The following is a 14475-nucleotide window of genomic DNA, read 5'->3' as shown; positions in this document are numbered from 1 at the left end:
GGGAACGCCGACGTCTCACTCCGCTGGAACATCAGCGTCTCACTCCGCTGGAACACCCCTCATCCGTCTCGGCGCTGACGCGCCGATCCACCTTCCCCCACAAGGGGGGAAGGCAAGGCGCGCGCCGGCCATCGCCGAGAGGACAGCTGTCATGAAAGAAATCTCCTGCAAGCTGCTCGTCATCGGCGCGGGGCCGGGCGGTTATGTTTGCGCCATCCGTGCCGGCCAGCTTGGCGTCGATACCGTCATCGTCGAAGCCGGCAAGCCGGGCGGCACCTGCCTCAATGTCGGCTGCATCCCGTCCAAGGCGCTGATCCATGCGGCGGAGGCGTTCGAGAAGGTCGCGCATATGGCCGGCGGCAAGGATCCGCTGGGCATCAAGGTCGGCACGCCGACGCTCGATCTTGCGAAAACTGTCAGCTGGAAGGACGGCATCGTTAGCCGGCTCAACAGCGGCGTGGCCGGATTGCTGAAGAAGGCCAGGGTGAAGACCGTGCATGGTTGGGCAACCTTCCGGGACGGCAAGACCGTCGAGGTCGAGACCGAGACCGGAACCCAGGTGATCCGCGCCGAGACCGTCGTCATCGCCACTGGTTCGGCGCCGGTAGAATTGCCGTTCTTCCCCTTTGGCGGGCCGGTGATCTCGTCCACCGAAGCGCTGGATCTCGGCGAAGTGCCGAAGAAGCTCGCGGTCGTCGGCGGCGGCTATATCGGGCTCGAGCTGGGCATGGCCTTCGCCAGGATGGGCGCGAAGGTCACCGTGTTCGAAGCCCTGCCGCGCGTGCTCGCGCAGTACGATGCCGAACTCACCCGGCCGGTGCTGAAGCGGCTGGGCGAGCTTGGCGTCGAGGTCATGGCAGGGGCGAAGGCCAAAGGCCTGTCGGCCAAGGGCGACGCGCTGCTGGTCGAGACGGCCGACGGCAAGAACGCCAAGATCGCCGCCGACAAGATCTTGGTCACGGTAGGCCGCAAACCGCTCACCGAGGGCTGGGGGCTGGAGCAGATCGACCTCGACAGGGCGGGAAAATTCATCCGCATCGACGACCAGTGCCGCACCTCGATGCGCGGCATTTTTGCCATCGGCGATGTCACCGGCGAGCCGATGCTGGCACATCGGGCCATGGCGCAGGGTGAGATGGTGGCCGAGATCGTCGCCGGCCACAAAAGAAGCTGGGACAAGCGCGCCATTCCGGCGATCTGCTTCACCGATCCGGAGCTGGTCGCCGCCGGGCTGTCGCCCGAAGAGGCGAAGGCGCTTGCCGGCGAGATCAAGATCGGCCAGTTCCCCTTCGCCGCCAACGGCCGCGCCATGACCAAACAGGGCGAGGACGGTTTTGTGCGGATCGTGGCTCGCGCGGACAATCATCTGGTCCTGGGCATCCAGGCGGTCGGGCAGGGCGTGTCGGAACTATCGGCGGCGTTTGGCCTGGCGCTGGAGATGGGCGCGCGGCTGGAGGACATCGCCGGCACGATCCATGCACATCCGACGCAGGGCGAAGGTTTTCAGGAAGCGGCGCTGAAGGCGCTGGGCCACGCGCTGCATGTTTGAGCGCTTCTTCCTTCTCCCCCTGTGGGAGAAGGTGGATCGGCGCGCAGCGCCGAGACGGATGAGGGGTGTTCCAGCGGAGTGAGACGCTGGCTTTCCCTGGAGCACCCCTCATCCGTCGCCTTCGTCGACACCTGCCCCCAACAAGGGGGGAAGGGGGAGCCGCCCCCTCAGCTCGCGAACCGGCTTACCATCTCGTGCTGGGCGTAGGCGCGGCCGAAGCGGTTGGCGAGGAAGGCGTCGAGGGCGATGTCTTCCTGCCGGACAAAACCCTTCGCCGGCAGGCTGCCGTCGGCAAGCATGTCGAGCACGGCGCAGATGCCGGAGGCGGTGGTGATCTGGATGGCGCTGCGCACGATGTTGCCGACGCGCTGCGAATAGATCTTGTTGGCGTAGGTCTCCTGCAGCAGGCGGCCGTTGCGGCGGCCCGAGACGGTGACGAAGACGATGACCACGTCCTGCAGCGTCGCCGGCAGGGCGCTTTCGAAAATGTCCTTCAGCACGTCGCGGCGATGACGCAGGCCGAGGTCGTTGAGCAGCGCCTTCATGATCGCGGCGTGGCCGGGATAGCGGATGGTGCGGTAGTTCAGCGTGCGCACCTTGCCCTTCAGCGTCTCGGCCAAAGTGCCCAGGCCGCCGGAGGTGTTGAAGGCCTCATAGGTGACGCCGTCGAGCGAGAATTCCTCGCGCTCCTCCAGCGGCGGCACCTCGATCAGCTCGCCCTCGACGATCGCCTCGCAGGGCTCGCAATATTCGTTGATGACGCCGTCGGTGCTCCAGGTGAGGTTGTAGTTCAGCGCATTGGACGGATATTGCGGCAGCGCACCGACGCGCATGCGCACGCTTTCCAGCGAGTCGAAGCGGCTGGCGAGATCGTTGGCGACGATCGAGATGAAGCCCGGCGCCAGGCCGCATTGCGGGATGAAGGCGCTCTTGGCGTCACGCGCTAGCTCCTTGACGCGGCGGGTCGAGACGACGTCCTCGGTGAGGTCGAGATAATGCACGCCGGTGGCGGCGGCCGCCTCGGCGATGCGGGTGGTGAGGTGGAAGGGCGCGGCGCTCAGCACGGCGAATTTGCCGGCAAGCACCTTTTCGAGCTCACCCGCGACGGCGATGTCGAGCTCCTGCGTCGCAACGCCGGCCGGCAGATCGGCGGCGGCAAGCTGGGCGGCCGAGCGGTCGACCAGCGTGACGCGGTAGTCGCCCGTGGCGTTCAGCATTTCAGCGATGGTCGAGCCGATCTTGCCGGCGCCGACGACAACGATGTTCTTCATGATCATATCCCCTGCCAATGCTGATTTCGATGTGGCGGGAATCTTCGCAGCTTGCCTGTCGAAAGGAAGCGTGGAATCTGGCAATATGACGCCGAACTTCAAGCGATATGCCGAAAGATTTCGTCGAAATGATCAGTGAAGCCGAACAAGCCCTGCTTACCTTGCTACGCGCCAATGCCCGCGCCTCCACGGCCGAGCTGGCGAGACAGCTCGGCGTGTCGCGCACGACGGTGCAGAGCCGCATCGAGCGGCTGGAGCAGCGCGGCATCATCACCGGCTATGGGGTGAGGCTATCGCCCGATTATGAGCAAGGGCTGGTCAAGGCGCATGTGCTGCTCACCGTGACGCCGAAGCTCGCCGACAAGGTGGTGCGCAGCCTCGCGGCGATGCCGCCGGTCCGGACAGTGCATTCGGTGAGCGGCAATTTCGACATGATCGTCATCGTCGACGCGCCGTCGATCCGCGACCTCGACGCGCTGCTCGACCGGATCGGGGCGATGGATGGGGTGGAGCGGACGTCGTCGTCGATTATTCTGTCGACGCGGGTGGATCGGTGAAACTGTTGAGATGCGGGCGCGAGGCGCCCCCCTCTGTCCTGCCGGACATCTCCCCCTCAAGGGGGGAGATTAGATGTCACGCGGGATTTCGCTAATCGCCAACTTTGCATTAATGAGCAAGGCGCCGAAGCTGCCAATCTCCCCCCTTGAGGGGGAGATGCCCGGCAGGGCAGAGAGGGGGGCGAAGGAATGAGGCGTTTGATTTTCCTCGCTCCGATCAAGCCCTCCGTCTCTCCGGCCCCTCGTCAAGCCACGCCACATCCTCCGGCGTCAGCTTGATATCCAGCGCCCTAAGGCTGTCCTCCAGCTCGTCCAGCGTGCGCGGGCCGATCAGCGGCACCGAGGGGAAGGGCTGCGCCAGGACATAGGCCAGCGCGACATGGATCGGGCTCTTGCCGAGCTTGCGCGCCAGCTCGATGGCGCGGTCGCGGCGGCCGAAATTCTTTTCCGAATACCAGACCCGCACCAGCTCCTCATTGTCGGTCCGGTCGCGGCCGGCGCGGTCGGTGAAGAAGCCGCGCCCCTGGCTCGACCAGGCGAAGTTCGGCATCTGCCTTGCCGTCAGCCAGGCCTTCCAGGCATCGGTCGACGAGGTGACGCAGCCGGCCCAGATCGGTTCCAGCATCTCGGCCAGCGAGAAATTGTTGGAGAGCGCGCCGGGCTTCTGCTTGCCGTTTTTTTCGGCATAGCGAATAGCTTCGTCCATGCGCTCCATCGTCCAGTTGGAGCCGCCGAACAGGCCGCGGATGCGGCCGGCCTTGGCCTCGGCGTCCATGGCATCGACGAACTCGCCGACCGGCACGTCCGGATTGTCGCGATGCATGAAATAGATGTCGACATGGTCGGTCTGCAGCCGGTCGAGCGACTGCGCCAGCTGCTTCGCAATCACATCGGGATAGCAGAGCGGCGAATGCGCGCCCTTGGCGATGATCACCGACTGCTCGCGCACGCCGCGATTCCTGAGCCACTGGCCAAGCAGCGTCTCGGTGTAGCCGGCGCCATAGACGAAGCCGGTGTCGAACAGATTGCCGCCGGCCTCGAAATAGGCGTCGAGCAGGATGGAGCCGGAGGAGAAGGTGCGGAAATCCTCGAAGCCGAGCGCCAGCAGCGACACTGCGCGCGGCAGGCCGGGAATGGCGCGCTTGCCGATGGCCTTGCCATCGGTCCGCAGCGGCCGGCCGGAGAGGGTGTTGACGCGCTTAGCCGGCTTTTCGATGCCATATTCGAGGCCGACCGCGGCACGCCATTTGTCAAGAACGCGCAGCGTGCCGAGGCTGTCGGCCCAGCCCATGCCCGGCCAGGCGAACTCCTGCCGTCCGGCCAGGATCGCCTCGCCGGCGGCATCGACCTCGAAGGAATAGACATGGCGGGTCTCGTCGAGGCTGATCACCTCGCGAGCCGCCCCGGACCGGATCACCTCGATCCGGCCCGGTCCGACGTCGCGGTTGCCACCGGCGAACCAGAAATCGGGCACCTCGATCTGACCCTTGGTGCCGAAGATGCGCAGCATATTGTCCTGGTTGAGCGAGATGCTGCAGGAGATCTCGGCGACGATGCCATTGGCGAAGGTGAGCAGGGCCGAGGCCCACTCGTCGACGCCCGATTGGCCGAGATGGGCGGCGCCGACAACCTTGTCCGGCTCGAGGAAAGGCTGCCCCGCGGCCGCACCGGCGATCAGCCGCGCCATCGACACCGGATAGCCGCCGACATCGAGGATGCCGCCGCCGGCCATGTCGTTGGCGTAGAGCCGGTGTTGCGGCATGAAGCCCGGCATGGCGAAGCCGAAACTCGACTTGATCATGCGCACCTCGCCGATGGCGCCCGACTTGATCAGCTCGACCAATTGCAGCGTCTGCGGATGCAGCCGGTACATGAGGGCCTCGCCGAGAAAGGTGCCGGCCTTGCGCGCCGCATGCATCATGGCGTCGGCCTCGAAGGCGGTCAGCGCCAGCGGCTTCTCGCATAAGACATGCTTGCCGGCTTCGGCGGCCTTGATCGCCCATTCGGCATGGCCGGGATGCGGGATCGAAATGTAGACGGCGTCGACTTGCGTGTCGGCGAGCAGCGCCTCATAGCCGTCGAGGATGCGCGCGCCCGGAAAGGTCTCGGCCAAGCCCGGCTTGGCGGGATTGCGGGCGCCGAGCGCCACCAGCTCGCCGTTGCGCGACCCCGCCACGCCGCCCGCAAAAGATTTTGCAATGCTGCCGGGTCCGAGGATGCCCCAGCGGATTTTCTTGGGTGAGGGTGTCATGTCGAATTCTCCATGGGTCGCCGCCACGCCTGGCGTGCCGGCAATGAAAATCTGCGGGTCAGCGGATCCTGGCACCCGCCTTGTCGAAGAGCAGCGCCCGTTCCGCCTTGATCGAGACCTTGAAATGGTCGCCGCTGGCGCGCTGGCGCGAGGCCTCGCGCTCGACGATAAGCTCCTCGGGTCCGGCATTGGCGTAGACATAGCTGACGGAGCCCAGATGCTCGGCGACATCGGCCTTGACCGGGATGTCGCAATCGCCCTCGCCCGCCTCGAAGAAATGCTCCGGCCTGACACCGAGCACGACCTCGGCGCCGATGGCGGGAAAAGTCTCACAAAGCGGCTTGCGCAATCTGGCGCCGCCATGATGGGCGAGCTCGATGATGGCTGCGCTGTTGGAGGTGTCGACGACCTTGGCGCTGAGGAAGTTCATCTTCGGCGAGCCGATGAAGCCGGCGACGAAACGGTTGGCCGGGTCGTCATAGAGATCGAGCGGCGCGCCGATCTGCTCGACATTGCCGGCTTTGAGCACGACGATGCGGTCGGCCAGCGTCATCGCCTCGGTCTGGTCATGCGTCACATAGATCATGGTGACGCCGAGCTCCTTGTGCAGGCGCGAGATCTCGACCCGCATCTGCACCCTGAGCTCGGCGTCGAGATTGGAGAGCGGCTCGTCGAACAGGAAGACCTGCGGCTCGCGCACGATGGCGCGGCCGATGGCGACGCGCTGGCGCTGGCCGCCGGAGAGTTGCTTCGGCCGCCGCTGCATCAATTCGTCGATGCGCAGGATCTCGGCGGCTTTCCTGACCCGGCGCTCTGTGTCGGCCTTCGGATTGCCGTTCATGCGGAGGCCGAAGGAAAGGTTCTGCTCGACCGTCATATGTGGGTAGAGCGCGTAGGACTGGAACACCATGGCGATGCCGCGGTCGGCCGGCTCGACGTCGTTCATCACCTTGCCGCCGATGGCGATGTCGCCGCCGCTGATGTCTTCCAGCCCGGCGATCATCCTCAGCAGCGTGGACTTGCCGCAGCCGGACGGGCCGACGAAGACGACGAACTCGCCGTCGGCGATGTCGATGTTGGCGCCGTGGACGACTTCGAAGATGCCGAAGCGTTTGACGACATTGGTGAGGGTGACGGCCGCCATGTCAGAGCGAGATATGGCTAGGTTGGATCATTCTGTGTCCCAGTCTGCGACGCATTTCGCGCTCTCCTATTTGACCGCGCCGGCGGCGATGCCGGCGATGAAATGGCGCTGCAAGAGCACGAAGACGATCAGCATCGGCACCGTCAGCATCACGGCGCCGGCCATGATGCCGCCCCACGAAACCTTGGTCAGGCCGATCAGCGTGCCGAGCGCCACCGGCGCCGTCATTGCGCCCGGCTGGCTGTTGATCAGCAGCGGCCACAGATAGTTGTTCCACGAGGCGAGGAAGAGGATGATCGCCAGCGCCGCCAGCATCGGGCGGGCCAGCGGCATCGCTACGAACAGGAAGATGCGCCATTCCTTGACGCCTTCGACGCGCGCCGCGTCGAACAATTCGGCCGGCATCATCGAGAAGGCCTGGCGCATGAAAAGCACGCCCAGCGAGTTGAACAGCGGCGGCACGATCAGCGCGATCCAGGTGTTGGCCAAGGCGAAGTCGCGTGCCACCATGATGAATTGCGGGATGAGCACCACCGCGTAGGGCAGCGTGATGGTGCCGAAGATGATGGCCACCACCGCGCCCTTGCCGTGGAATTCGTAGCGCGCCAGCGCCCAGCCGGCCATCGAGGTGAGCAGCACCGAAAGGACCGTATAGGTCACCGCCACCGAGACCGAGATGCCGATGGCGCCGATGAAATTGGTGTCGCGCTGCAGGTTGGCCACATTGTCGAGGAAATTGTCATGCGGCAGGAGCTCGATGCCGGGGCTGAAGATGCCGTTGTCGGGCATGGTGGAGAACACCACCATCATCCACAGCGGGAACAGCCAGACCAGCGCCAGCGGCGTCAGGAAAAGATGCAGCGCAATGACGCGCCCGAGCCTTGCTTGCGAGCGCGAGGTCATTTCGGCTCCCTCATCAGCCAGAGCTGCACCAGGGTGATGGCGATGGCCAGCCCCGCCATGGTGTAGGCGACGGCCGAGGCGTAGCCGAAATTGAGCGAGCGGAAGCCCTGGCGGTAGAGCAGCAGGCCGAGCGTCTCGGTGCCGCCGCCCGGTCCGCCGCGTTCGGTGATCAGGAACGGCTCGGTGAAGAGCTGCATGGTGCCGATGATCGACAGCACGGCGCAAAAGACGATCACCGGCTTCAGCAGCGGCAAGGTGATGTGAAAGAACTGCTTCACCCGGCTGACGCGGTCGAGCGTCGCCGCCTCGTAGACGTCTTCCGGGATCGACTGCAGGCCGGCCAGGATGATGATGGCGTTGTAGCCGGCCCAGCGCCAGGTCACCGCGATCATGATCAGCGCCATGGCCGGCGTGACGTTGGAGAACCAGTCGATCTTTGAGATGCCGACGCTGTTCAAGAGCTTGTTGACGATGCCGAAATCGAGGCTGAACATCAACCGGAAGACGGCCGAATAGGCGACCTCGCCAACCACCACGGGCGCGAAGAAGGCAAAGCGATAGAGGCCGCGGGCTTTAAGCAGCGGCGAATTCAGAAGCACCGCCATGACGATCGCCAGCGCAATCATCACCGGCACCTGGATGACCAGGATCAGCAGCGTGTTCTTCAGCGCATTGTAGAAGGCGGGGTCGCCGATCAGGCGGCCCCAGTTGAATGCCGGCGCGAAGCGCCACGGCACGGTGCGCGTCGCCTGGAAGGAGATGATGAAGGAAGAGATGATCGGCCAGATCCAGAAGATGGCGAAGATCAAAAGGTAGGGCGTGAGGAAGCGGTACGCGGTGGCGTTCTGGGTGCGCATCGGCTTCCTCCTTTCTCTGTCTTTCCCTTCTCCCACAAGGGGAGAAGGAAGAGCGGCACCTATTTAACCGGCAAACCGGTCGCGGCGGCGATCTGCTTGGCAGCGTCGTCGAGCGCGGCCTTGGCGTCGGGATAGCCGTTGGCCAGGTATTTGGTCTGCACGGCGCGGACGATGATCTCGGCGTCGCTCTGGAACTGCGTTCCGCGGCTCGGCACCACCTTGGGCAGCGTCGCCAGAATGTCCTTCCACACCGCCTGGCCGCCCCAATAGGGCTGCGGCTGCGACACGTAAGGATCGTCGAGCGCCGAGATCAGCGACGGCACCAGGCCGAAATCCTTCAGCATGGTGATCTGGCCGTCATTGGTCTCAAGCGTGTATTTGAGATAGGCGTAAGCCGCCTCCTTGTTCTTCGAGGCCGAGGTGATGGCCAGTGACGAGCCGCCGAGATTGGCGGCGCGCGGGCCGTCGGCGGTCAGGCTCGGCATCAGATAGACGCCCCATTTGCCGCTCTCCTTCGGCGATTCGGTGCGGATCGTGCCTTCATACCAGCCGCCATAAACCTGGCTGGCGACGGTGCCGGCGGTGTTGTTGGTGATCTTGGTCGACCAGTCCGCCGACGACACGATGCCGGCGTCCTTCATCTCCTTGACCTTGGTCATGGCGTCGACGCATTTCGGCTCGGCCACGGTGATCGACTGGCCGTCCTCGGCGAAATAGGCGCAGCCCTGCTCGTTGGAGATCATGCGGAAGAATTCGGTGTCGCCGTTGAAATCGGCATTGGTCATCGTCACGCCCGGATTGGCGTCCTGGATCTTCTTGCCGGCGGTGATGAAATCGTCCCATGTCTTGATCGAGGCCGGGTCGACGCCTGCCTTCTCGTAGAAGTCGCGGCGGTAGAAGACGGCCACCGGGCCGGAATCCCAGGGCATCGCATAGGCCTTGTCGCCAACCTCGAGCTCGGTGCGCTTGAAATCGGGGAACTTCTTCTGGTCTTCCGCCGTGTAACCCAGCGTGTGCAGGTCGACGAAACAGTCCGGGAACTGGCTCCAGTAATTTTCAGCCTCGCCGTTCTCGATCGAGACGATATCGGGCAGGCCGACGCCGCCGGCGGCGCAGCCGGCGATCGATTTGTCATAAGTGGGCTGGTTGCCGAGGTCCTGAACCGTGACCTTGATGTCGGGGTATTTCTTGTTGAAGCCCTCGACCGTCGCCTTCAATGACGAGGCGGCGATGTTCCAGCTCCAGATGGTGATCTCGCCGGACTGCGCCAGCGCCGGGCCGGAGCCCAGGGCAAGCATAAGCGCGGCGCAGGTCAGTGTAGTGCGCATTGAAATCCTCCCATTTCATTTGCTCTCTCACTGTGAGCGTGGCTAGACTATGCGGCGCGGAAGGCTTGTCGCCGTCAGAGGGAATAAGAAGTTGGCGGAAAGTAAGATGCCGGGGCGTCCATTCTACCAGCCTGGCGCGAGCAGCGTCGAAGGACTGCCGCTCGTTTTGCAGATGTTCCACAACCACCCGTTGGTGATGCTGAAGCCGCACTGGCACGCCCAGGTCGAGGTGAATTTCATCGTGCAGGGCTCAGTGCACTACCGCATGGCCGAGCACGAGATCTCGCTTTCGGCCGGCGAGATGTGCCTGTTCTGGGGCGGGCTGCCGCACCAGATGGACGATCTCTCCGACGACGCCGTCTATGCCGGCGCGCATCTGCCGCTGGTGCATTTCTTCCGCCTGCATCTGCCGGCCGACATCCGCCACCGGCTGATGACCGGCGCGACGCTGGTGACCAATGCGACCGACCAGTCGGACAACGACAATTTCAAGCGCTGGAACGAATATGCGCGCGCCGGCGATCCGGCGAGGGCCGAGCACGCCGTCAACGAGCTGCTCTTGAGGCTAGAGCGGGTGCGCTTCGAGCCGTACCGGCTGGTGCCGGAAAGGGTGGTCGGGCAAGGCGCCGGCAATGCCTTCGACCAGCAGTCCTCGCGCAATGTCGGGCGCATGTGCGATTTCATCGCAGAGAATTTCCTCTACGACGTCGATTGCGTGACCATCGCGGCTGCCGCCGACATCCATCCCAAATACGCCATGAGCCTGTTCAAGAAATCGACGGGCATGACGCTCAACGAATATGTCAATCTGCTGCGGTTGAGCTACGCCCAGGCGTTGCTGATGCATGAGGACGCCAATGTGCTGAGGGTCGCCATGGACTCGGGCTTCGGCTCGCTCAGCGCCTTCAACAAATCGTTCCGCAAGCTCGCCGGCATGTCGCCTTCCGATTTCCGCCGGGCGGGCGGGGCGCGGTAAAATGGCCGACGGTGGCCCAACGTTCGTCATTCTAGGGCGGAGCGGGAAGCGAAGCGTACCGCGTAGACCTTAGAATCCATGCCGTGACGTTAAGGCGTTGCAGCGGTTACAGAATCTTCTGCACCGTCGCATTCCTAGGCAGAGGTCATGGCATGGATTCTAGGGTCTGCGCGCGTCGCTGCGCTCCTTGCTCCGCCCTAGAATGACGACGTCACCGGAGTTCGCACAGCCGGAAAGCTGACCGTGACGCCGAGACCCGGATTGCGGTCCTCCAGCACGATGGCGGCGCCATGCAGGTCGACCACCGCCTTGACAAGGCTGAGGCCCAGGCCGCTGCCGGGCGTCGTGCGGCTGGCATCGAGCCGATAGAGCCGGCGGAACACTTTCTCGCGCTCCTCGGCGGGAATGCCCGGGCCATTGTCGCGGACATGAATGAGGACGTGGTTGCCTGCCCTGGTCACCGAGAGCTCGATCGCGGTGCCCGGCGGGCAATGCCTGAGCGCGTTCTCGACCAGATTGGCCAACATCTGCATGAGCAGGTCGCGGTCGCCGTGCACGTACCATTTCGTATCCGGAACGATCACGGTGGACAGAGACTTGCCGTCGTCCTCGGCGACATCGGCATAGACCTCGCCAATGGTCTCGACGACCGGCCCGACATCGAGATCGACGAAGCGCGCCTTGCGGGCGCCGGCTTCGATCTGGGCGATGCGCAGCAAAGCGTCGAATGTGCTGTTGATCTGCTGGCTCTCGGCGCGGGCGTCGGTCAGCTCGGTCGAGACGTCCTCGCCCGACACCGTCTTGTCGGCGGCCGATTCCAGGATCATCTGCAACCGGTTGAGCGGCGTCTTCAGATCATGGGCGATGTTGGCGCTCACTTCGCGCATGCCGTCGACCAGGGCAGACAGGCGCTCGAGCGCGGAATTCACCTGGGCGGAGACGGCGTCGATGTCGTCACCATTGCCGATCAGCGGGATGCGGGCGTCGAGCCGCCCATGCGAGACGTTGACCATGGTGTCGGCGATGCCGTCCAGGCGCCGCTGGACGCGCGAGGCAAGCACGGCGCCGCCGCCGATCGCCAGGACAGTGATGAAGAGCGTGGCCCAGCCGAAGCTCATCAGCACGATGGTTTCGAGATCCTCGGTTTCCGAGAGCGAGAAGGCGACCGTCAGCTTGCTGTCGCCGACCGTGCCCGAATAGGCGCGATACTCCGTATCGGGCGGCACACCTGGCAGGCTGGCAGCGAAGATGGAAAAGCCGTCCGGTAGGCCGGAAGCGGTGAAATCCCCAGCGAGGCGGTTGCCGGCCTTGTCGGTGAGGGAAAAGATCTGGTCCTTGTCCTGGCTGAACTGGGCATGGTCCCTGACGGTTGAAACGAGATCCTCCTCGTCGCCCTCGGCATGGGTCGCGGCGATGAGCGAATAGGTCTCCTTGATCGACTGATCGAGCTGCCTGGCGAGCGAGGCGCTCATCAGCTGATAAACGATCGCGCCGGACAGGATGAAGGCCAGCAGGAAAAGGAAGGCGAAGGTCAGCGCCAGCCGGAACGGCGTGCTTCGCAGCAGGCTGGAGCGCGTCCCGCTCATGCGATCGCGCAGGCGGTTGGCCGCCCTGCAACAGCGGATGCAAGATCAGGCCGGAACATGCAGGCTGTAGCCGGTATTGCGCACGGTGTGGATCAACGGCACGTCGAACGGTCTGTCGACCTTGGCCCTGAGCCGGCTGATATGCGTCTCGACGACACTGGTCTTGGGGTCGAAATGAAAATCCCACACGCGCTCGAGCAGCATGGTGCGGGTGATGACGCGGCCCTCGCCGCGCATCAGCACTTCGAGCAGGCTGAACTCGCGCGGCTGCAGGTCGATCGAATGGCCCTGCCTGGTGACGCGGCGCTGGATAAGGTCCATTTCGAGGTCGGCGACGCGCAAAGCCGTCTTCTGCTCCTGCGCAGCCGGCCGGCGGCCGAGCGCATGGATGCGGGCAAGCAGCTCGGAAAAGGCGAAGGGCTTGACCAGATAGTCGTCGCCGCCCGCCTCGAGGCCCTCGACCCGGTCGTCGACGCCGCCGATCGAGGTCAGGAAAATAGCCGGCGTGCGGATGCCGGCGGCACGCACCGCCTTGATCATCGACAGGCCGTCGAGGCCGGGCACCATGCGGTCGGCGACGATCACGTCATAGGCGTTGCGGGTCGCGGCGAAGAGCCCGTCATGACCGTCACGTAAGAGATCGCAGACATGGCCGGCCTCGGTCAGTCCCCTGACGATATAGTCCGCGGTTCTCGGATCGTCTTCAACAAGCAGAAGTCGCATCGCCCGGTGCTGTCCTTGCTAGTCCAACCATTTGTTTTTACGAGCTTTCAGACCGAGTAACGCTACACATTTTTGCGAGAGACAGCCGATATCCATCGCGGGCCGACGAGGGCAGTCGCGAAGAACCGGGCGGCCGGCGGTGAGAGCGACCTCATGGTCGTCCCGCGCTCGCGCCCAGCGTGAGGAGAAGCTCGTCCAGTTGCCCGAACGTCTCGCCCATCGCATCGGCCGCCCCGGTGCCGGCAGCGTCGAGAGCTTCTTTCGAGGGATAGAGCTCGTGCATGACCAACAGCGTCTTGCCATCCTTTTCCTCGAAGGTCACCGTGGTGACGGGTCCACCGTCGCCGCCTTCGTCGTTGGTCCAGGCGAGGCGCGAGTACGGTACCACTTCGATATACCTGCCGAAGAACTCAGCGGGGTTCGAGGCGTCGTGGCCGAACGCCAAACGGTACCCGCCCCCGACGCGAACATCCATCTCGCAGGAACGCAGGATCATCCCCATCGACTTCGGCGCCCACCACCGCTTGAACAGTTCGGGCTTGGTCCACGCCTCGAACACGATGCGCGCCGGGGCGTCGAAGGTTCGCGTAACGACCAGCTCACGGTCGGACCTCCGTTCTACCGTCGTGCGAGCAGGCTCACTCCGTTGTGCCATCGACTTCCTCCTTCCGTTTCAGGTCCTCGACAACCCTGTCCAGCTCTTCGAAGCGTGCGTCCCAAAGCCGGCGGTATCTCTCGATCCAAGCCGCCTCTTCCTCCAGTCCGCGCAGGCCGAGCCTGCACGTCCGCACCCGCCCGGCTTTCCGGGTGGTGACGAGCCCCGCCTGTTCCAAGACGCCGACGTGCTTCTTCATGCCCGTGAGGGTCATGTGAAATTTCTCGGCAAGGTCCGTGATCGAGGCTTCCGCGCGTCCGAGCTGCTCCAGAACGCCGCGCCGTGTGGCGTCCGAGAGCGCGGCGAACGAGACATCGAGGCTGGGTTTCGAATACTGAACCATTTGGTTCAGTATCTAACGCATCGATGAGCGGCGCGCAAGGGATAGCGGGCGTGCTGCGCCGCCGACCGCCTCCGCCCGGGCCCGTCTCGCTGCTGCAACTTATGGTGAATGTCGACATGCTCTAGTTCCCCGGACAGGGATTTTGAAAGGTTGGCGTTTGTCTTAGGGCAAGATTTCCGTTCATTGCCGTGAAATCAGCGCAAACGCCGGGGATTGGTTGAAGCCGCCTCAACCTCGTCATTCTATGGCGGAGCAAGGAGCGAAGCGACGCGCGCAGACCATAGAATCCATTCCGCGACTTGGAAGCGTCGCCACGGTGCAGAATTCTGCTC

At 64.3% G+C, this 14475-nt stretch carries 13 protein-coding genes; 3 read left to right on the top strand and 10 right to left on the bottom strand.

Features of this window, described 5'->3' with window-relative positions:
* Positions 1–151 precede the first annotated feature (151 nt).
* Complete coding sequence (lpdA, locus tag FJ980_RS25855; RefSeq protein WP_140546526.1) at positions 152–1549, top strand: dihydrolipoyl dehydrogenase; 1398 nt, start codon at positions 152–154, stop codon at positions 1547–1549.
* Positions 1550–1716: 167 nt separating this feature from the next.
* Here lpdA and FJ980_RS25850 read toward each other — a convergent pair whose 3' ends face one another.
* Positions 1717–2820, bottom strand: a complete 1104-nt coding sequence (locus FJ980_RS25850) for a saccharopine dehydrogenase family protein (protein ID WP_140546525.1) — start codon at positions 2818–2820, stop codon at positions 1717–1719.
* Positions 2821–2948: 128 nt separating this feature from the next.
* Between FJ980_RS25850 and FJ980_RS25845 the strand changes: the two genes are divergently transcribed.
* Complete coding sequence (locus tag FJ980_RS25845) at positions 2949–3377, top strand: Lrp/AsnC family transcriptional regulator (RefSeq protein WP_095769876.1); 429 nt, start codon at positions 2949–2951, stop codon at positions 3375–3377.
* A 217-nt stretch (positions 3378–3594) separates the two neighbouring features.
* Here the strand turns inward: FJ980_RS25845 and FJ980_RS25835 are convergent, their stop codons facing one another.
* From FJ980_RS25835 to FJ980_RS25815, 5 genes are all read right to left on the bottom strand, one after another.
* Positions 3595–5628 carry an aldo/keto reductase gene (locus FJ980_RS25835; protein ID WP_140546524.1) on the bottom strand — a complete coding sequence of 678 codons (2034 nt, stop codon included), beginning with the start codon at positions 5626–5628 and terminating at the stop codon, positions 3595–3597.
* Between the two features lie 58 nt (positions 5629–5686).
* On the bottom strand, positions 5687–6772 hold the full coding sequence (gene ugpC / locus FJ980_RS25830; protein WP_140546523.1) for a sn-glycerol-3-phosphate ABC transporter ATP-binding protein UgpC: 1086 nt from the start codon (positions 6770–6772) through the stop codon (positions 5687–5689).
* 66 nt (positions 6773–6838) lie between these two features.
* Complete coding sequence (locus tag FJ980_RS25825) at positions 6839–7675, bottom strand: carbohydrate ABC transporter permease (RefSeq protein WP_140546522.1); 837 nt, start codon at positions 7673–7675, stop codon at positions 6839–6841.
* The gene (locus tag FJ980_RS25820) at positions 7672–8532 is read right to left on the bottom strand and encodes a sugar ABC transporter permease (protein ID WP_140546521.1); all 861 of its coding nucleotides are present in this window, start codon (positions 8530–8532) and stop codon (positions 7672–7674) included. Before FJ980_RS25820 ends, FJ980_RS25825 begins: the two co-directional genes overlap by 4 nt.
* A 59-nt stretch (positions 8533–8591) precedes the next feature.
* Positions 8592–9860 (bottom strand): ABC transporter substrate-binding protein, encoded by a 1269-nt coding sequence (locus tag FJ980_RS25815; RefSeq protein WP_140546520.1) that lies wholly within the window; start codon positions 9858–9860, stop codon positions 8592–8594.
* Between the two features lie 106 nt (positions 9861–9966).
* Between FJ980_RS25815 and FJ980_RS25810 the strand changes: the two genes are divergently transcribed.
* Complete coding sequence (locus FJ980_RS25810) at positions 9967–10836, top strand: helix-turn-helix domain-containing protein (RefSeq protein ID WP_140546519.1); 870 nt, start codon at positions 9967–9969, stop codon at positions 10834–10836.
* 197 nt (positions 10837–11033) lie between these two features.
* Here the strand turns inward: FJ980_RS25810 and FJ980_RS25805 are convergent, their stop codons facing one another.
* The 4 genes from FJ980_RS25805 to FJ980_RS25790 all read right to left on the bottom strand — a co-directional run bounded on the left by FJ980_RS25805 (position 11034) and on the right by FJ980_RS25790 (position 14143).
* Complete coding sequence (locus FJ980_RS25805) at positions 11034–12422, bottom strand: HAMP domain-containing sensor histidine kinase (RefSeq protein WP_140546518.1); 1389 nt, start codon at positions 12420–12422, stop codon at positions 11034–11036.
* A gap of 45 nt (positions 12423–12467) precedes the next feature.
* Positions 12468–13145 carry a winged helix-turn-helix domain-containing protein gene (locus FJ980_RS25800; RefSeq protein WP_140546517.1) on the bottom strand — a complete coding sequence of 226 codons (678 nt, stop codon included), beginning with the start codon at positions 13143–13145 and terminating at the stop codon, positions 12468–12470.
* 151 nt (positions 13146–13296) lie between these two features.
* The gene (locus FJ980_RS25795; protein WP_140546516.1) at positions 13297–13800 is read right to left on the bottom strand and encodes an SRPBCC domain-containing protein; all 504 of its coding nucleotides are present in this window, start codon (positions 13798–13800) and stop codon (positions 13297–13299) included.
* Positions 13784–14143, bottom strand: coding sequence for a metalloregulator ArsR/SmtB family transcription factor (locus FJ980_RS25790; RefSeq protein WP_140546515.1), 360 nt, complete (start codon positions 14141–14143; stop codon positions 13784–13786). The genes FJ980_RS25795 and FJ980_RS25790 overlap by 17 nt, the downstream gene beginning before the upstream one ends.
* Between the last annotated feature and the right edge of the window lie 332 nt (positions 14144–14475).

Source organism: Mesorhizobium sp. B1-1-5, assembly GCF_006443065.1.
In the GTDB taxonomy this organism is placed as follows: domain Bacteria; phylum Pseudomonadota; class Alphaproteobacteria; order Rhizobiales; family Rhizobiaceae; genus Mesorhizobium.
This window is presented reverse-complemented; position numbering and strand designations above follow the sequence as displayed.